The organism is Pseudomonas batumici (genome assembly GCF_036585405.1).
In the GTDB taxonomy this organism is placed as follows: Bacteria; Pseudomonadota; Gammaproteobacteria; order Pseudomonadales; family Pseudomonadaceae; genus Aquipseudomonas; species Aquipseudomonas batumici.
On sequence record NZ_CP144470.1, the window covers coordinates 4,140,847 to 4,156,995 of the forward strand.

The 16,149-nt window shown below is 63.1% G+C and carries 16 protein-coding genes; 10 read left to right on the plus strand and 6 right to left on the minus strand.

Annotation, left to right across the window (positions count from 1 at the left end; all coding sequences use genetic code 11):
• Positions 1 to 159: 159 nt before the first annotated feature.
• Entirely contained in the window at positions 160 to 921 is a 762-nt protein-coding gene (locus NUH87_RS18705; protein ID WP_338522213.1) for a hypothetical protein, read from the minus strand.
• 212 nt (positions 922 to 1,133) lie between these two features.
• Positions 1,134 to 2,249, minus strand: a complete 1,116-nt coding sequence (locus NUH87_RS18710; protein ID WP_338522214.1) for a S8 family peptidase — start codon at positions 2,247 to 2,249, stop codon at positions 1,134 to 1,136.
• Between the two features lie 279 nt (positions 2,250 to 2,528).
• On the opposite strand from NUH87_RS18710, the gene NUH87_RS18715 reads away from it, so the two are divergent.
• Positions 2,529 to 4,481 (plus strand): ATP-dependent DNA helicase RecQ, encoded by a 1,953-nt coding sequence (locus NUH87_RS18715; RefSeq protein ID WP_338522216.1) that lies wholly within the window; start codon positions 2,529 to 2,531, stop codon positions 4,479 to 4,481.
• 23 nt (positions 4,482 to 4,504) lie between these two features.
• On the opposite strand, the gene NUH87_RS18720 is transcribed toward NUH87_RS18715, so the two are convergent.
• Positions 4,505 to 5,266 carry a DUF2059 domain-containing protein gene (locus tag NUH87_RS18720; RefSeq protein ID WP_338522217.1) on the minus strand — a complete coding sequence of 254 codons (762 nt, stop codon included), beginning with the start codon at positions 5,264 to 5,266 and terminating at the stop codon, positions 4,505 to 4,507.
• A gap of 108 nt (positions 5,267 to 5,374) precedes the next feature.
• On the opposite strand from NUH87_RS18720, the gene NUH87_RS18725 reads away from it, so the two are divergent.
• Both NUH87_RS18725 and NUH87_RS18730 read left to right on the plus strand, forming a co-directional pair.
• Positions 5,375 to 6,010 (plus strand): 2OG-Fe(II) oxygenase, encoded by a 636-nt coding sequence (locus NUH87_RS18725; RefSeq protein ID WP_338522218.1) that lies wholly within the window; start codon positions 5,375 to 5,377, stop codon positions 6,008 to 6,010.
• Positions 6,007 to 6,510, plus strand: coding sequence for a DUF523 domain-containing protein (locus tag NUH87_RS18730; RefSeq protein WP_338522219.1), 504 nt, complete (start codon positions 6,007 to 6,009; stop codon positions 6,508 to 6,510). Before NUH87_RS18725 ends, NUH87_RS18730 begins: the two co-directional genes overlap by 4 nt.
• 164 nt (positions 6,511 to 6,674) lie before the next feature.
• Here the strand turns inward: NUH87_RS18730 and NUH87_RS18735 are convergent, their stop codons facing one another.
• Positions 6,675 to 7,274, minus strand: coding sequence for a transporter substrate-binding domain-containing protein (locus NUH87_RS18735; protein WP_338522220.1), 600 nt, complete (start codon positions 7,272 to 7,274; stop codon positions 6,675 to 6,677).
• 136 nt (positions 7,275 to 7,410) lie between these two features.
• Between NUH87_RS18735 and NUH87_RS18740 the strand changes: the two genes are divergently transcribed.
• Positions 7,411 to 7,851, plus strand: coding sequence for a DUF4399 domain-containing protein (locus NUH87_RS18740; protein WP_338522222.1), 441 nt, complete (start codon positions 7,411 to 7,413; stop codon positions 7,849 to 7,851).
• A 63-nt stretch (positions 7,852 to 7,914) separates the two neighbouring features.
• Here NUH87_RS18740 and serA read toward each other — a convergent pair whose 3' ends face one another.
• On the minus strand, positions 7,915 to 9,144 hold the full coding sequence (gene serA / locus NUH87_RS18745) for a phosphoglycerate dehydrogenase (protein WP_338522223.1): 1,230 nt from the start codon (positions 9,142 to 9,144) through the stop codon (positions 7,915 to 7,917).
• A gap of 202 nt (positions 9,145 to 9,346) precedes the next feature.
• On the opposite strand from serA, the gene NUH87_RS18750 reads away from it, so the two are divergent.
• A complete protein-coding gene (locus tag NUH87_RS18750; RefSeq protein ID WP_338522224.1) occupies positions 9,347 to 10,741 on the plus strand; it encodes an FAD-binding oxidoreductase in 1,395 nt (464 codons plus the stop codon).
• A gap of 37 nt (positions 10,742 to 10,778) precedes the next feature.
• A complete protein-coding gene (locus NUH87_RS18755) occupies positions 10,779 to 11,444 on the plus strand; it encodes a fumarylacetoacetate hydrolase family protein (protein WP_338522225.1) in 666 nt (221 codons plus the stop codon).
• A gap of 40 nt (positions 11,445 to 11,484) precedes the next feature.
• On the opposite strand, the gene rpiA is transcribed toward NUH87_RS18755, so the two are convergent.
• Positions 11,485 to 12,156: a ribose-5-phosphate isomerase RpiA gene (rpiA, locus tag NUH87_RS18760; protein WP_338522226.1), complete on the minus strand. Its 672-nt coding sequence runs from the start codon at positions 12,154 to 12,156 to the stop codon at positions 11,485 to 11,487.
• 207 nt (positions 12,157 to 12,363) lie between these two features.
• Between rpiA and ilvA the strand changes: the two genes are divergently transcribed.
• From ilvA to NUH87_RS18780, 4 genes are all read left to right on the plus strand, one after another.
• Positions 12,364 to 13,878 carry a threonine ammonia-lyase, biosynthetic gene (gene ilvA / locus NUH87_RS18765; RefSeq protein WP_422393870.1) on the plus strand — a complete coding sequence of 505 codons (1,515 nt, stop codon included), beginning with the start codon at positions 12,364 to 12,366 and terminating at the stop codon, positions 13,876 to 13,878.
• A 79-nt stretch (positions 13,879 to 13,957) separates the two neighbouring features.
• Positions 13,958 to 14,386 (plus strand): DUF2269 domain-containing protein, encoded by a 429-nt coding sequence (locus NUH87_RS18770; protein ID WP_338522228.1) that lies wholly within the window; start codon positions 13,958 to 13,960, stop codon positions 14,384 to 14,386.
• 22 nt (positions 14,387 to 14,408) lie between these two features.
• Complete coding sequence (locus NUH87_RS18775; protein ID WP_338522229.1) at positions 14,409 to 15,665, plus strand: SDR family oxidoreductase; 1,257 nt, start codon at positions 14,409 to 14,411, stop codon at positions 15,663 to 15,665.
• Positions 15,662 to 16,129 carry a DUF2269 domain-containing protein gene (locus NUH87_RS18780; protein ID WP_338522230.1) on the plus strand — a complete coding sequence of 156 codons (468 nt, stop codon included), beginning with the start codon at positions 15,662 to 15,664 and terminating at the stop codon, positions 16,127 to 16,129. Before NUH87_RS18775 ends, NUH87_RS18780 begins: the two co-directional genes overlap by 4 nt.
• Positions 16,130 to 16,149: the final 20 nt, after the last annotated feature.

Genomic DNA, 16,149 nt, shown 5'->3' on the forward strand with positions numbered 1-16,149 from the left:
CGGCTACAGGAGTGAGTTCGTGTCGCTGGTGTTCTGGTGGGGCGTCCCGCACACAGCCGCCATAGCAATACGCTGCAATGGCTGAGATGCCCGCAGTGCATGAAATTGTTTGTAGGGTGACCAAACCCTATCGCTGAATTGGCAGCGACGGCATGCTATTTACCCCGCCGCGCTATACGTCTTCATCGCCGTGCAATAGCGCTCCCGCATTCCTTTGCTTTTCTCATCCTGGTCACGGTCCCAGCGCTTGCCCCATTCGCCGCATTGTTCCTTGAAAAACACCTCCGCCGATTTGCGGCATTCGCGGTGTTCGGTGCTGCTGGCCAGGAAGTTACCGCAGACGCTGGCGTTGTCGATGACGTTGTTGAAGATCCGCCATTTCGCCTGATAACGGTCGCGCCCGTCCCATTCGCGAATGCTGACCGTGGCGATTTCGAACGGGCGCGTCTGCCGGGCTTCAGGCGCATTCAATTCGGCGTGGTAGCCGGCCAGGTAGCTGGCCGACACCAGGCCCTGGGCCTTCGGAGTGGGAGCGGGTACAGCCGCCGGGGCCTGGGTCTGCACCACGACAACCACCTGCTGCGGAGCTGGCGCGATCTTGGCGCTGGGTGCGGCAGGCGGTTGCACCGGCTCCACGTGCTCTACCGGCGCTTCGGGCTGCACGGGTGCTTCTATCGGCACCGGCTCAGCCGTTGGCGGTGGCGCGACAGGGATCTGGTGGTTGTTGCGGTTGACCACCATGTAACCGAGCATGCCGACCAGTATCAGTACCAGTACCCACAGTCCGTAGGACCTCGGTTGTACAGGGCGCGGCACTTTCTGTTTCGTCGGATGCGATCCCAGCACTACGTCAAAATGTTCGGGGTGCAGGCGCTTGAAACGGATGACGCCATCGTCATCTTCTTGCTCGGGGTGATGCATGTCGCCGCTACCTTCCTTGGTGAGCTGCCAATAGTGGCGCGTTCTCACGGGCTTTGGGGGCGGAGATCAAACCGTGAAACGGCTGTGCGCCAGTAACGACGGGTTCACAGAAATGCCATTTTCCCGAAAAGCCGGGTTGTACGGTCAAAGTCTGCAAGCCCTGCGGTCGACTCCGTAGGGCTTGTATCGGCGTGCGGGACTTGAACTTGAAGTCAGCCGGCGGTCTGTTTTCTCGCGCGTTCGGTGGCCAGTCGCGCCGCTGCCTCCAGATCCATCAGGCCGCGTCCGTAAGCCTCGCCCTTGGCAAAAAGCCCGCTGTTGTTGGCGCTATCGAGCAATACATCACGCAGTTGCTGGGGCGTGAGTTCGGGAAAGCGACTGTGCAGGGCGGCGAGCGCACCACTGACCAGCGCCACGGCGGGCGAGGTACCGGCGGTTTCCTTGTAGCCGCCCTTGGCACTGGTGGTGAGCAGGCCTTTGCCGAGGCCGCCATCTCCGCCCGGGACCGCAATGCACCAGCGTTCGGCCACGCCGCAGTAGTTGGATTTCCGGTTGATGGCCGTACCGTCATTCTTCAGCGCGACCACTGCGATCCGGCCTTTTTCCAGCTCCGGCAATGCCATGGGCAGGCCAGGTTCGGCCAGGGGTTCGCGGCGTAGCTCATTGCCGGTGGGAAAAATAAACACGGCACCGTCGGTCACCAACTGGCGAGCGACTGGCAAGGAATCGCCCATCACTTGTTTGTAGCGCGCTTCAGTGATTTCGGTGGCGGGAATGTCATTGGCCCAGGAGTTACTCAGGATTCGGGCCCCGGCCGCGAAGCTGTCTCGCCAGGCGCGGGCGATCTGGTCGTCGAAAAAGAACGGTTCGTTGTCGTCGCCGATGCGCATGGCGATCAGCTTGGCGTCAAAGGCGATGCCGTGCATGCCTTCGCCGTCGCGGTTGGCGGCGATAATACCGGCCATCTGGGTGCCATGGCCGTGAGGGTCGATCAGTTCCGGCACATTACGCACATAGTCGTGGCCGGGTGTGGCGAGGCGATCCTTGAATTCGGGCAACTCAGTATTGAGGCCCGAGTCGATGACGGCCACGTTGATGCCTTTGCCGGTGCCACCCTGTGCATAAAGTGCCGACGCCTTGACCACGGCCAGCGCGCGTTGAGCCTTGTATTCCGGGGTTTCGAAGATGCTGGAGAGCGGTTCGATCCCGGTCTTGCCCGTCTGGCCGAGTTGGCTGAAGTCCAGGTCGTACAGGCAGCCCCCCAGCAGGAGTGGGGTCAGCAGCAGGCCGCGAGGCAGCGATAAGAGGCGATGAAGTACAGCGTCCATGTGAAGCTCCTGTGCAAACGACAACCCTTGAACTGTCCGTTTCAAGGGCGGGGTGATCGGGTACTGAATGTCAGTCACCCAAGTCGCTTCGATGTAATCGACATTTCCACCGGGGCGCACCTGGGGATTTGTATCCGGGTATTGGTCGCCATCGCGCAACCGCGGCCTGCTTTGCGCTAGTCTGGCGCGCCGTAGCAGTTTGTAATGCTTGCCTCGGACCTTTTCTCGCCCGACCGCCTAGGGTTTGTTTATCCACAGCGGTCAACGGAGTGACAGCTTATGCACGACACCCTCCAGCGGGTTTTTGGTTATCCACAGTTTCGCGACGGCCAGGAAGCGGCGATCGGCGCGGTATTGGCCGGGCGTTCGGCGGCGGCGATCTTTCCCACAGGGTCCGGCAAGTCCCTGTGTTATCAACTGCCGGCGCTGCTGCTGCCGCACCTGACGCTGGTGGTGTCGCCGCTGCTGGCGCTGATGCAGGACCAGCTGGCCTTTCTGCAGCGCCACGGCATTGCGGCGGCAAGCATCGATTCGGCCCAGAGCCGCGACGAGGCCAATGCGGTGATGGCCCGTGCCCGCGCCGGTGAGCTGAAGATCCTGATGATTTCCGTGGAGCGCCTGAAGAACGAGCGCTTCCGCAACTTTCTCCAGCAGGTGCGGATTTCCCTGCTGGTGGTGGACGAGGCGCACTGTATCTCCGAATGGGGCCACAATTTCCGGCCCGACTACCTGAAGCTGCCGGAGTATCAGCGCCAGTTCCGCATTCCCCAGGCCTTGCTGTTGACCGCCACCGCCACGCCGAAGGTGATCGCCGACATGCAGGCCAAGTTCGCCATCGCGCCGGGCGATGTGGTCACCACCGGTTTCTATCGTCCGAACCTGAACCTGTTGGTGGAACCCGTCGGCAGCCAGGACAAGCAGCGCCGGCTGGTGGAGTGGCTGGGCGGGCGCGTCGGGCAGCCAAGTATCGTCTACGTCACCCTGCAGAAGACCGCCGAGCAGATCGCCCAGCACCTGAGCCGGAATGCTATCCCGGCCACGGCCTATCACGCCGGCTTGCCCAATGAGCAGCGCGAGGCGATCCAGAAGCAGTTCATGGCCGGGCAGTTGAACTGCATCGTCGCCACCATTGCCTTCGGCATGGGTATCGACAAGGCCGATATCCGCAACGTGGTGCATTTCGACCTGCCCAAGTCCATCGAGAACTACAGCCAGGAAATCGGTCGGGCCGGACGCGACGGCCAACCTTCCGATTGCCTGGTGCTGGCCAATCGCGACAGCCTCAACGTGCTGGAGAACTTCGTCTACGGCGATACGCCGGAGCTGGAGGGGATTCGGCGCGTGCTGGATGAGCTCAAGGGCGCGCTCCCGGACGGACAGTGGGAGTTCCTGCTCGGGCCCTTGGCGGACCAGAGCAATATTCGCCAGTTGCCGCTCAAGACACTCCTGGTCCAGCTGGAGTTGCGTGGCTTGATCGCGCCGCGTTATGCGTACTTTGCCGAATACCGGTTCAAGTTCCTGGTGGAGCCCGAGGTGTTGCTGGCGAAGTTCGAGGGCGAGCGGCGCGACTTTGTCTCGGCGATCATCCAGACCTCCAGTCGCGCCCGGACCTGGGCCACGGTGAATTTCGACGCGCTGTATCAGCAGCATCGGGCCGAGCGCGGCCGGGTGGTGAAGGCCCTGGACTTTTTCCAGGAGCGGCGCTGGATCGAGCTGGAAAGCAAGCAGATGACCGAGGTCTACAGCCTGTTGGTCAGCGACTTCGATCCCCATGCCCTGAGCCTGGAGCTGTATGCCTGTTTCGCTCAGCATGAGGTCAGCGAGATTGCGCGGATTCACGCGATGCTGGCGTTGTTTGCGAGCGAGCAATGCCTGGGCTATCGGCTGGCCCGCTATTTCGGCGATGAGCAGGCGCCCGAGCGCTGCGGGCATTGTTCGGTGTGTCACGGGCAGGTGGCATTCCTGCCGGAGCCGCCGGCCTTGCCTGCGCTTGAGCAGCGGGACTTCCCGGGGCTGTGCAGTGGCTTTATCCACAGGCACCAGGAGCACAACGGGCATTCACCGAGCGCGGAGTGCCTGACGCGCTTCCTCTGCGGTATCAGTGTGCCGTTGTTTACGAAGTTGAAGGCGAGGGCGCTACCGGGGTTTTCAGCGTTGGAGGCGTATCCCTACGCCGACGTGCGGGAGTGGGTCGCGGCGTGGTCCCTTGAGGGGCAGGCACAGACCGCGTAGGTACTGGCGAGGACGTTTGCTGCTCAGCCCCCGGGCTGCGGCGCCGGCGCCAGGTTCTGGCCCACCGCCAGCCCCGCGCGGATCGCGGCGAGTGCGGCCTGATAGTAGGCCTTGCCCTCCGGCGATTCGGCAAAGGTGGTGAACTCCTCCAGCTCCGGGTCCGACAGGCCGCGGTAGACGTAGAGCAAGGTGTTATCCAGGTCTTTGCCGATCTGTTGCATCAAGCGCTCGCGCTGGCCGTTCAGCATGCCTTGTGTCGCGCCGCTGCCCAGCAGGCCGGGGAGCATCGAGCTCAGGCTGTCGGCGGCCACGCCGGCGATGGCCAGGGTCACTTCGGCCCCGGCCTCGCGCGCCGGCAGGGCCCGGCCCAGGTGGTTGATCAGCAGGCGCCGGGTGGCACTGGCTTCGATATGCGGCAGGCCCTGGGCGTTCTTGGCCAATTGGTCACGGCGGGTGGCGAGCAGTTCGGCGGAGACGATCTTGCGCCCCAGCGGCGACTGGAAGAACGTCAGTGCCGGTTTCGGGTTGTCGAGGTGCTGGCGCAACTGGGCCTCGGCCCGCTGGTCCATGGCCTGGGGCGCGAAACGCTGGTTGCTGTTGCTCACCAGCGCGTCGTAGACCGCCGGCGGCAGGCTGTTGCGATACTTCTGCTGGGCAGCGCTCAGGGCATCGTTGAAATGCGCGCGCTGTTCCGGCCAACCGGCGACCCGGTACAACTGGTCGTGGCTGTCTGCCCAGGCGGGCAAGGTGCAGAACATCAACAGCGAAAAAAGCAAACGGCGCATAGGGACTCCTGTCTACAGCCGGCTATTGTCCCGGCGGGCGCCGTACTTGTCGAGAATTCCTGTAAGTCGTTCAGGCGGCTCTGTCGGATTTTCGGGCATCTGGATACTATGCGCGGCATGCACATACCCTCTGATCATCCGCTGCTGTTACGTATCGTCGACGACCTGGCCGAGCGCGGCTGGTCGCAGCAGAACATCTTCCTGCCGCAGGCGCTGACCGTGGCCCTGGCCGCCGAGTGCCGCCGACGCGCCGCCGAAGGCGAGCTGGCGCCGGCCGGGGTGGGGCGCGGGCCGGCCCAGGAAGTGCGCGAGGGGATTCGCGGCGACCATATCCAGTGGCTGGAACCGGGCCAGGCCGAGGCCTGCGATGAATACCTGGGGCTGATGGACAGCCTGCGCGAGGCCCTCAACCGTGGGTTGTTCCTGGGGCTCGAGGATTTCGAAAGCCATTTCGCGCTCTACCCGCCAGGGGCCTTCTACAAAACGCATCTGGATCGCTTTCACGACGATGACCGACGAATGGTCTCGGTGGTGATCTATCTGAACGACGCCTGGTTGCCGGAGCATGGCGGTCAGCTACGGATGTATCTGGACTACGGCGTGGAACATGACGTGGTTCCGACCGGCGGTTGCCTGGTGGTGTTCCTCTCGGGCGATGTGCCCCATGAAGTGTTGCCGGCGACCCGCGAGCGCCTGTCCTTGACCGGCTGGTTTCGTCGGCGCGGCAATGGGCCGTTTCCATGAAGCAGAAGATTCTGGTCAGTCGCTGCCTGCTGGGGCATCTCGTGCGCTATGACGGCGGGGCCAGCGGGCCTTATGAGCAACTGTCCCGTTGGCAGGCTGAGGGACGGGTGGTGCCTTTGTGCCCGGAAGTGGCCGGCGGCTTGCCGACGCCCCGTGCGGCAGCGGAAATTCCCGGTGGGCAGGGCGCGCAGGTGCTGGAGGGGCTGGCCCGGGTCATTACCACCGAGGGCGAGGACGTCAGCGAGGCCTTTCTCTCTGGCGCGCGCCAGGCGCTGGCGTTGGTGCAGCAGCATGGCATTCGTCTCGCGGTGCTCAAGGCCAACAGCCCGTCCTGTGGCAACCTGCTGACCTACGACGGGAGCTTCAGCGGGGTGAAGGTTCGCGGCGAAGGGGTGACGGCGGCGTTGTTGAAGCAGGCCGGGGTGCAGGTGTTCAGTGAGTTGGAACTGGCTGAAGCGGTCGTCGCCCTGCGGAACCTGGAGCATCGCGCAAAACCCTAGGCTCTGTACGAAAACTGCCTGCGCGACGATCATGCTGCGTTAAAAACAGGCTCGGAATGCTCATGTAGGCCCCTACACTCCGCTTCCTCGCCTGTTTTTGCCTTGCCTGATCGCCGCTCGGCGAGTTTTCGTACAGACCCTAGAACACCTGCACCCCTGTCGGCTCACTGCTGCGGCGGCTGGGTGGCATCCATCCCGAACCATTTCTGCGAGAGCGCCGCGAGGCGTCCGTCCGCTTTCAAGCGCTGCAACGCCTTGTCGAGACTGGCCTGGAACGCCGGATTACCTTTCTGGAACGGAATCGCCAGGGTCACGGTTGGCGCCCCGGACGCGTCTTGCGTGACCGCCAGCGAGTTTTCCTGCATGGCGAACGGGATCTGCGTCGGCGGCGCTTCCTTGTGCGCGAGCCATTGCGCATTGGCGTAACCATAAGGTTCGCTGAAGTCATAACGTTTGCGCAGTTCCGCGGTCATAGCCATGTGGTTGAGGGCGACATCGTATTTGCCACTCTCGACGCCTTGCAGCAGATCAGCGGCGTCGGTGGGGACGAACGAGGCTTGCACGTCCAGTTCCCGGGCCAGTTGTTCGCCCAGTTCGACCTCGAAGCCGGTCAGGCGACCGGACTCGGTGAAGCCGAAGGGGCGCATGTCCCCTTCCAGGGCAATACGCAATTCGCCCCGGTCGTTGACGTCATCAATCAGTTCAGCCTGGACGAAAGGGCTGGCAAGAGGCAGTAGAAGTAATAGGCCAGGCAAAACGCGCATGGTCGCTCCCGAAATGAAATACAAATATGTACCGCGCCGTTTCGGCACGCTTTGCTATGTTGTTGAGTGCCTTGGACAACAAATCACTACGAAGTTGTCATCACCGTACTGAAATTGCGGAAAACTGGAGAAGTTAATGAAAACCTTAGTATCTCGTGTCGCGTTGGCTACTGTTTTGCTGGGTTCTTCGATGCTGGCGCTTGCCGCGGATGGACTCCCGCGTCCTGCGGCGCCGAAAGACGCCAAGGTCTTTATCGTTTCGCCGAAAAACGGCGCCACGGTCGACAAGACCTTCACGGTCAAGTTCGGCATGAAGGGCATGGACCTCAAGCCCGCCGGCGACCTTGCGCCGAACTCCGGCCACCATCACCTGCTGGTCGACCAGAAAGCCCTGCCGGATCCGACCCTGCCGATCCCGGCGAGCGACACCGTGATCCACTACGGCAAGGCCCAGACCGAAACCCAACTGACCCTGACCCCGGGCAAGCACACCTTGCAACTGGTGGCGGGTGACAAGGGTCACATGCAGTTCGATCCGACCGTCGCTTCGAAAGTCATCACTGTCAATGTGAAGTAAGTTTGCACAAATAAAAAAGGGAGGCCCTCGCAGGCCTCCCTTTTTTCGTCCGGCGCTTGAAGCTTAGAACAATACGCGGGACCGGATGGTGCCCTTGATGTGTTGCAGCTTCTCTTGCGCCAGGTCCGAGTACTCGGCGTCGACGTCGATTACCACGTAGCCGACTTTCTCGTTGGTCTGCAGGAACTGACCGGAGATGTTAATGCCGTTTTCCGCGAAGACCTTGTTGATTTCGCTCATTACACCCGGGATGTTGGCGTGGATGTGCAGCAGGCGATGCTTGCCAGGGTGAGCCGGCAGGGCCACTTCGGGGAAGTTCACCGACGATACCGAAGTACCGTTGTCGCTGTACTTGACCAGTTTTTCCGCCACTTCCAGGCCGATGTTGGCCTGGGCTTCGGCTGTCGAACCACCGATGTGCGGGGTCAGGATCACGTTGTCCAGGCCACGCAGCGGGCTTTCGAACACGTCGTCGTTGGAGCGTGGCTCCACCGGGAAGACGTCGATGGCCGCGCCGATCAGGTGCTGGTCCTTGATCGCGCTCGCCAGGGCGTCCAACTCGACCACGGTGCCGCGTGCGGCGTTGATCAGGATGCCGCCTGGCTTGATCGCGCGGATTTCCTTCTCGCCGATCATCCACTGGGTCTCAGCGGTTTCCGGAACGTGCAGGGTGACGATATCGGACATGCCCAGCAGGTCGGTCAGGTTCGCAACCTGGGTGGCGTTGCCCAGCGGCAGCTTGGTCAGGGTGTCGTAGAAGAATACCTGCATGCCCAGGCCTTCGGCCAGGACCGACAACTGCGTACCGATCGAGCCGTAACCGATGATCCCCAGCTTCTTGCCGCGGATTTCAAAGGAGTTGGCCGCGCTCTTGATCCAGCCACCGCGATGGCAGGAAGCGTTCTTCTCGGGAATACCGCGCAGCAACAGGATCGCCTCGGCCAGCACCAGCTCGGCAACGGAGCGGGTGTTGGAGTACGGGGCGTTGAACACGGCGATGCCGCGCTGGCGAGCCGCGTCGAGGTCGACCTGGTTGGTGCCGATACAGAAACAGCCCACGGCGACGAGTTTCTTCGCGTGATCGAAGAGTTCCTCGGTCAGTTGGGTGCGCGAGCGAATGCCGATGAAGTGGGCATCGGCGATCTTTTCCTTCAGTTCGGCGTCCGGCAGGGATTTGGTGTGGTACTCGATGTTGACGTACCCGGCGGCCTTGAGGACGTCGACTGCGGATTGGTGGACGCCTTCGAGAAGAAGGAACTTGATCTTGCTCTTATCGAGAGAAGTCTTGCTCATCTGCGTAAACCTGTGTCCCGGAGAAAAATGGCAGGGAAATGGACAGCTTGAGCTGACCGCGCGGCGTGATCGCCGGCACCGCAGATCGGCCTGATAGCACGCTTCTGCGGGGGGCGTATGCTAGCATATGCGACCCGCAAACACTCATTCTGCGACATGAAGTGTCCGCAGGATGACCATGAATTGTTTGAGAGTTCTGCCGATGACCCAGTCTGCCCTGATTGATGAGCTGAAGACCTTGGTCGAGCCTGGCAAGGTCCTGACCGATGCCGACTCCCTGAACGCTTACGGGAAGGATTGGACCAAGCATTTCGCGCCCGCGCCGACGGCCATCGTGTTCCCGAAAACCACCGGGCAGGTCCAGGCCATCGTGCGCTGGGCCAACCAGCACAAGGTCGCACTGGTGCCCTCGGGCGGTCGTACCGGGCTGTCCGCCGCGGCTGTCGCGGCCAACGGCGAAGTGGTGGTCTCCTTCGACTACATGAACCAGGTGCTGGACATCAACCTCACCGACCGTACCGCGGTCTGCCAGCCGGGCGTGGTCACCGAGCAGTTGCAGAACCTGGCCGAAGAAAAGGGCCTGTACTACCCGGTGGACTTCGCGTCGGCCGGTTCCAGCCAGATTGGCGGCAACATCGGCACCAATGCCGGCGGGATCAAGGTGATTCGCTACGGCATGACCCGTAACTGGGTGGCCGGCATGAAGGTGGTGACCGGCAAGGGCGATCTGCTGGAACTGAACAAGGACCTGATCAAGAACGCCACCGGCTACGACCTGCGCCAGCTGTTCATCGGTGCCGAGGGCACCCTGGGCTTTGTGGTCGAGGCCACCATGCGCCTGGATCGGGCGCCGAAGAACCTGACCTGCATGGTCCTCGGCACCGCGGATTTCGACTCGATCATGCCGGTGCTGCATGCGTTCCAGGGCAAGCTGGACCTGACCGCCTTCGAATTCTTCTCCGACAAGGCCCTGGCCAAGGTCCTCGGCCGTGGCGACGTGCCGGCGCCGTTCGAAACCGACTGCCCGTTCTACGTGCTGCTGGAGTTCGAGGCGACCACCCTCGATGTGGCCAACCAGGCCCTGGAAACCTTCGAGCACTGTGTCGAGCAGGGCTGGGTGCTGGACGGCGTGATGAGCCAGAGCGAAACCCAGTTGCAGAACCTCTGGAAGCTGCGCGAGTACATCTCCGAAACCATTTCCCACTGGACGCCGTACAAGAACGACATCTCGGTCACTGTGTCGAAAGTGCCGGCTTTCCTCAAGGAAATCGACGCGATCGTCGGTGAATACTACCCGGACTTCGAAGTCGTCTGGTACGGCCACATCGGCGACGGCAACCTGCACCTGAACATCCTCAAGCCGGAAAGCCTGAGCAAGGACGAGTTCTTCGCCAAATGCGCCACCGTCAACAAGCGGGTGTTCGAAACCGTCGAGAAGTACAACGGTTCGATCTCCGCGGAGCACGGCGTGGGCATGACCAAGCGCGATTACCTGACCTACAGCCGTTCCCCGGCGGAAATTGAATACATGAAGGCGATCAAGGCGGTGTTCGATCCGAACGGGATCATGAACCCGGGCAAGATCTTCGCGGTTTGAACCTGAAGTCACTGATGACAACGACCAGGAGTCGGTAATGAGCTATCAGCACCAGTATGTCGACGGTACCCGCATTCACTTTCCTATCGGCAAGGTGGTGTGCATCGGGCGCAATTACGCCGAGCACGCCCATGAGCTGAACAATCCGGTGCCGACCGAGCCGTTGCTGTTCATCAAGCCGGGCAGTTGCGTGGTGCCGGTCGAGGGTGGTTTCAGCATCCCGGCGGACCGGGGTTCGGTGCATTACGAGGCCGAGATTGCCGTGTTGATCGGCAAGCCGTTGTCCACCAAGCCCAGTGTCGAAGAGGTGCTGGATGCCATTTCCGGTTTTGCCCCGGCCCTGGACCTGACCTTGCGTGACAAGCAGTCGGAGTTGAAGAGCAAGGGCTTGCCCTGGGAAGTCGCCAAGTCGTTCGACGGTGCCTGCGTGCTGGCGCCGTTCGTGGTCGGCAGCACCTTCCCGGACCTGACCCGGATCGGTATTCGCCTGACCATCAACGGCCAGGTCCGCCAGGATGGCATCAGCAGGGACATGCTCAACCCGATCGTGCCGATGATCCAGTACATGGCGGCGTGCTTCTCGTTGCAGGCCGGCGATGTGATCCTGACCGGCACGCCGGTGGGTGTCGGTCCGTTGAATGCAGGGGATGAGTTGGTGCTGGAATTGCCGGGCGCCAGCCGCTTCGACAGCAGCGTCCGTTAATCACGACCGCCTCCCCCGGTAGGGGGAGGCGGCGTTTGCATCAGGCCTTCAGGGTTTTCACGCCTTCGCTGGTGCCCAGCAGCAGCAGGTCCGCCGGACGCGCCGCGAACAGGCCGTTGGTGACCACGCCGACAATCGCATTGATCTGGCTTTCCAGCTCCACCGGGTTGGTGATCTGCAGGTTGTGCACATCCAGAATGATGTTGCCGTTATCGGTCAACACGCCTTCGCGGTACACCGGATCGCCCCCCAGTTTCACCAACTGCCGCGCCACATGGCTGCGGGCCATCGGGATCACTTCCACCGGCAGCGGGAAGGCGCCGAGCACCGGGACCAGCTTGCTGCCGTCGGCGATGCAGATAAAGGTCTTGGCCACGGCCGCGACGATCTTCTCGCGGGTCAGGGCCGCGCCGCCGCCCTTGATCAGGTTCAGGTGGGCGTCGCTTTCGTCGGCGCCGTCGATGTAGAACTCCAGGTCGCTGACGGTGTTCAGCTCATAGACCGGGATCCCGTGGCCCTTGAGGCGCGCGGCGGTGGCTTCGGAGCTGGCGACCGCGCCGTCGAAGGCGCCCTTGTGTTGGGCCAGCGCATCGATGAAGCAGTTGGCGGTGGAGCCGGTGCCCACGCCGATGATGCTTTTGTCATCGAGCTTGGGAAGGATGAAGTCGACAGCGGCTTGGGCCACGGCCTGTTTGAGTTGATCCTGGGTCATGCGGGCTCCGGAAGCGGGCAGGGGATGTACGGAAGGCCGGCATTATAAGCGCCAGGGCCGGGAAGGTCATTGCCCGTTTGGCCGCAGGCGGGCCCCGTGGCAAACCGCTGGCGTGGGCAACAAAACCTCAGGAACCCTGTGGTCGTTGCCGCAAGCGCTGGGTTAGACTCGTCGGTCCCTGTCCACACCCGCCAGCGATGCCTTCCGATGCTTGAACAGTACGTCAAGAAGATCCTCAACTCGCGCGTCTACGACGTTGCCGTGGAAACCCCGTTGCAGACCGCTCGCCAGCTCTCCGAGCGGCTGGGCAACCAGGTCTGGCTCAAGCGTGAAGACTTGCAGCCGGTGTTCTCCTTCAAGATTCGCGGTGCCTACAACAAGCTGAACCAGCTCAGCGACGCCGAGCGCGCGCGTGGCGTGGTCACGGCGTCGGCGGGCAACCATGCCCAGGGCCTGGCCCTGGCGGCCAAGGTGCTGGGGGTCAAGGCCACCATCGTGATGCCCAAGACCACCCCTGAAATCAAGGTCGAAGGCGTACGCTCCCGGGGCGGCAAAGTGGTGCTGCACGGCGACTCGTTCCCCGAAGCCCTGGCGTATTCGCTGAAGCTGGTCGAGGAAAAAGGCTACGTCTACATCCACCCCTACGATGATCCGCACACCATTGCCGGGCAGGGCACCGTGGCGATGGAGATTCTGCGTCAGCATCCGGCCCCGTTGGATGCGATCTTCGTTCCGGTCGGCGGTGGCGGGTTGATTGCCGGTATTGCGGCCTATGTGAAGTACCTGCGGCCGGACATCAAGGTGATCGGTGTCGAGCCGGACGATTCCAACTGCCTGCAGCAGGCCATGGCCGCCGGTGAGCGGGTGGTATTGCCTTCCGTGGGCCTGTTCGCCGACGGCGTGGCCGTGGCCCAGATCGGCCAGCACACCTTCGATATCTGCAAGGACTATGTCGACGAGGTGATCACTGTCAGCACCGACGAGATCTGCGCCGCCATCAAGGATATCTACGACGATACCCGCTCGATCACCGAACCGGCCGGCGCCCTCGGTGTGGCGGGGATCAAGAAGTACGTCGAATCGCGCAAGATCAGCGGGCAGACCCTGGTGGCCATCGACTCCGGCGCCAACGTCAACTTCGACCGCCTGCGCCATGTGGCCGAGCGCGCCGAACTGGGCGAAGGGCGCGAAGCCATCATCGCCGTGACCATCCCGGAGCAGCCGGGCAGTTTCAAGGCGTTCTGCGAGGCCATCGGCAAGCGTCAGATCACCGAGTTCAACTACCGCTATCACACCGGTCATGAAGCGCATATTTTCGTCGGCGTTCAGACCCATCCCGACAGCGATCCGCGCAGTGTCCTGATCGACAGCCTGACCCGCCAGGGTTTCCCGGTGCTCGACCTGACCGACAACGAATTGGCCAAGTTGCATATCCGCCATATGGTCGGTGGCCATGCGGCCCGTGTCAGCGACGAGATGGTGCTGCGCTTCGAGTTTCCGGAGCGTCCGGGGGCGTTGTTCAACTTCCTCAACAAGCTGGGCGGGCGCTGGAATATCTCGATGTTCCATTACCGCAACCATGGCGCCGCGGATGGCCGGGTGGTCGCGGGCCTGCAGGTGCCGGAGGAAGAGCGTCACCAGGTACCGGCCGCCCTCGCGGAAATCGGCTACCCGTATTGGGATGAAAGCGATAACCCGGCGTATCAGCTGTTCCTCGGCTGAAGCGAGGCAGATGGCTGCTAAGCTGATGGGCAAGGCACTGCTGCTCGAAAGTTGATCGTAAAACCAGGGAAACGATGAAATGGAAACCTTCACTGCCTTGAAACTGCTACACGCCGTGGCACCGGTACTTTTGCTGGGCAGCGCGCTGGCGGTGGCGATCAGGCTTTGGCGCGGCCGCCGTGCCGGCGATCTGACTGTTCAGAATCACACCTTGCAGCGCCCCTGGTTTTTCGTCTGGGCACTGATGGCGCTGTGCCTGGCCGTGCTGCCGGTCAGTGGCTGGTGGCTGGTGCACCTGGCCGGCTGGCCATTGGGCCAGACCTGGCTGCTGGGTTCGAGTGTGCTCTACACCCTCTGTACCTTGAGCTGGCTGTGGCTGGTGGTCCGTCTCAATCGCCTGCGCCGTGGCATGACGGCGCGGCATCCGGGGTTCACGCTGGCCCTGGCCATTTTCACGGTTGTCGGTTTTGTCGCCATTGCGGGCCTGATGGGCGCGAAGCCGGTTTAAACCGCCAGGCCGGGGAATTGTCATGAAGGTGCTTCTGGTGGGGGCCACGGGGTTCGTCGGTCGCCATTTGCTGGTTGCGTTGAACGCCGCGGGTCATGAAGTGATCGCCACCAGCCGCGGCCACCACGTCCGCTCGGTGCCGGGTGTCGAATGGCAGGTGCTCGATCTTGATCGGCTGGCCACTGACGCCAAGCATTTCATCCTGCCCCACGGTATCGACCTGCTGATCAATGCCGCCGGGTTGCTGAGTGTCGACGAGCAGGCGTTGCGCCTGACCCAGGACCTGGGCACCCGGGCGCTGTTCGACCTGGCGGCGCGCCAGGGCGTGCGGGTGCTGCACATTTCCGCGCTGGGCGCCGGCGAGCAGCCGGATGTGCCGTTCCTGGCGAGCAAGGCGGCGGCGGATGACTACCTGATGGCGCTCGGCGTACAGGCCGTGGTGCTGCGGCCCTCGTTGCTGGTGGGGGCGGGCGGGGCCAGCAGTGCCTGGCTGGCGCGCCTGTCGCCGTGGCCGCTGATCCCGCTGCTGGACCTGCATGCCCGCTTGCAGCCGCTGCATATCGACGATCTGTCCGCCGCGGTGCTGGCCTTGCTGCGTCATTGGCCGGCGCAGTCCCAGGTGTTGCCGCTGGTGGGGCCGCAGGCGCTGACCTTGGCGCAGGTGCTCGATCAGCTGCGCGCTGCCCAGGGCTGGGCGCCGGCGCGCTATGTGAGCGTACCGGGAATCCTGTCGCGGGCCGCTGCCTGGCTGGGCGAGCGCCTGGGCTGGCGGGCCTTGAATCACCAGAGCCTGCGCATGGCCCGGCGCGACAATGTCGCGGACCCCGAGGCGCTGGCCGCGGTCTGCGGTTACCGGGTCGCACCGCTGTCGACCCGCCTGGTGGACTGGCCGAACGCCGGCCAGAGTGCCCAATGGGCGCTGCGTCCGTTGCTGCTGGCGGTGATGCTGTTGATCTGGCTGGGCACGGCGGCGGTGTGCCTGGGGCCGGGTTATGACTGGAGCCTACGGATCATGGCCGAGGCCGGTGTGAGCGGCACGCCTGCGGTGTTCGCGGTCTACGCCGGGGCGCTGTGCGACGGGCTGCTGGGGCTGGGGATGTTGTTCAAGCGCTGGCGCAGGCGGGCGTTCCAGGCCCAGTTGCTGTTGATGAGCGGCTACACCCTGATCATCAGCTTCGTGCTGCCGCACTACTGGCTTGACCCTTATGCCGCCGTCGCCAAGAACCTGGTGCTGATGGTGGCGACCCTCTGGCTGCTTTGGACTGAACCGCGTCGATGAGTGCTTATCTACTGCTCAAAACCCTGCATATCCTGTCTTCCACCATTCTCTTCGGCCTGGGCGCCGGTTCCGCGTACTACGCCTTGCGCGCCTGGCGCACGGGCCAGGTCGAGGTGATCGCGGTGACCTTCAAGCACCTGGTGTTCGCCGATTGGGCCTTTACCACGACCACGGCGGTGTTCCAGCCGTTGAGCGGGCTGGGGCTGATGTATCTGGCGGGGTGGCCGATCCAGCAAAACTGGCTGACGTGGAGTCTGGGGTTGTTCCTGTTGGCGGGGATCTGCTGGTTGCCGGTGGTATGGCTGCAGATCCGGGTGCACAAGATGGCCGGGCAGGCCCTGCGCGAGGGGACGGCGATGCCGATCCAGGCTGAGACCTATATGCGCTGGTGGTTTGCCCTGGGCTGGCCGGCGTTTCTGTCCTTCATGGCGATTTTCTACCTGATGGTCGCCAAACCGGCCTGAGTACCGGTTTGGTCGCGAAG

Coding starts and splice junctions, on each gene's coding strand:
- rpiA (WP_338522226.1), bottom strand. CDS start 12,156: ATGACCCAGGATCAACTCAAACAGGCCGTGGCCCAAGCCGCTGTCGAC.
- NUH87_RS18740 (WP_338522222.1), top strand. CDS start 7,411: ATGAAAACCTTAGTATCTCGTGTCGCGTTGGCTACTGTTTTGCTGGGT.
- NUH87_RS18710 (WP_338522214.1), bottom strand. CDS start 2,249: ATGGACGCTGTACTTCATCGCCTCTTATCGCTGCCTCGCGGCCTGCTG.
- NUH87_RS18750 (WP_338522224.1), top strand. CDS start 9,347: ATGACCCAGTCTGCCCTGATTGATGAGCTGAAGACCTTGGTCGAGCCT.
- NUH87_RS18725 (WP_338522218.1), top strand. CDS start 5,375: ATGCGCGGCATGCACATACCCTCTGATCATCCGCTGCTGTTACGTATC.
- NUH87_RS18770 (WP_338522228.1), top strand. CDS start 13,958: ATGGAAACCTTCACTGCCTTGAAACTGCTACACGCCGTGGCACCGGTA.
- NUH87_RS18705 (WP_338522213.1), bottom strand. CDS start 921: ATGCATCACCCCGAGCAAGAAGATGACGATGGCGTCATCCGTTTCAAG.
- serA (WP_338522223.1), bottom strand. CDS start 9,144: ATGAGCAAGACTTCTCTCGATAAGAGCAAGATCAAGTTCCTTCTTCTC.
- ilvA (WP_422393870.1), top strand. CDS start 12,364: ATGCTTGAACAGTACGTCAAGAAGATCCTCAACTCGCGCGTCTACGAC.
- NUH87_RS18775 (WP_338522229.1), top strand. CDS start 14,409: ATGAAGGTGCTTCTGGTGGGGGCCACGGGGTTCGTCGGTCGCCATTTG.
- NUH87_RS18780 (WP_338522230.1), top strand. CDS start 15,662: ATGAGTGCTTATCTACTGCTCAAAACCCTGCATATCCTGTCTTCCACC.
- NUH87_RS18735 (WP_338522220.1), bottom strand. CDS start 7,274: ATGCGCGTTTTGCCTGGCCTATTACTTCTACTGCCTCTTGCCAGCCCT.
- NUH87_RS18720 (WP_338522217.1), bottom strand. CDS start 5,266: ATGCGCCGTTTGCTTTTTTCGCTGTTGATGTTCTGCACCTTGCCCGCC.
- NUH87_RS18755 (WP_338522225.1), top strand. CDS start 10,779: ATGAGCTATCAGCACCAGTATGTCGACGGTACCCGCATTCACTTTCCT.
- NUH87_RS18715 (WP_338522216.1), top strand. CDS start 2,529: ATGCACGACACCCTCCAGCGGGTTTTTGGTTATCCACAGTTTCGCGAC.
- NUH87_RS18730 (WP_338522219.1), top strand. CDS start 6,007: ATGAAGCAGAAGATTCTGGTCAGTCGCTGCCTGCTGGGGCATCTCGTG.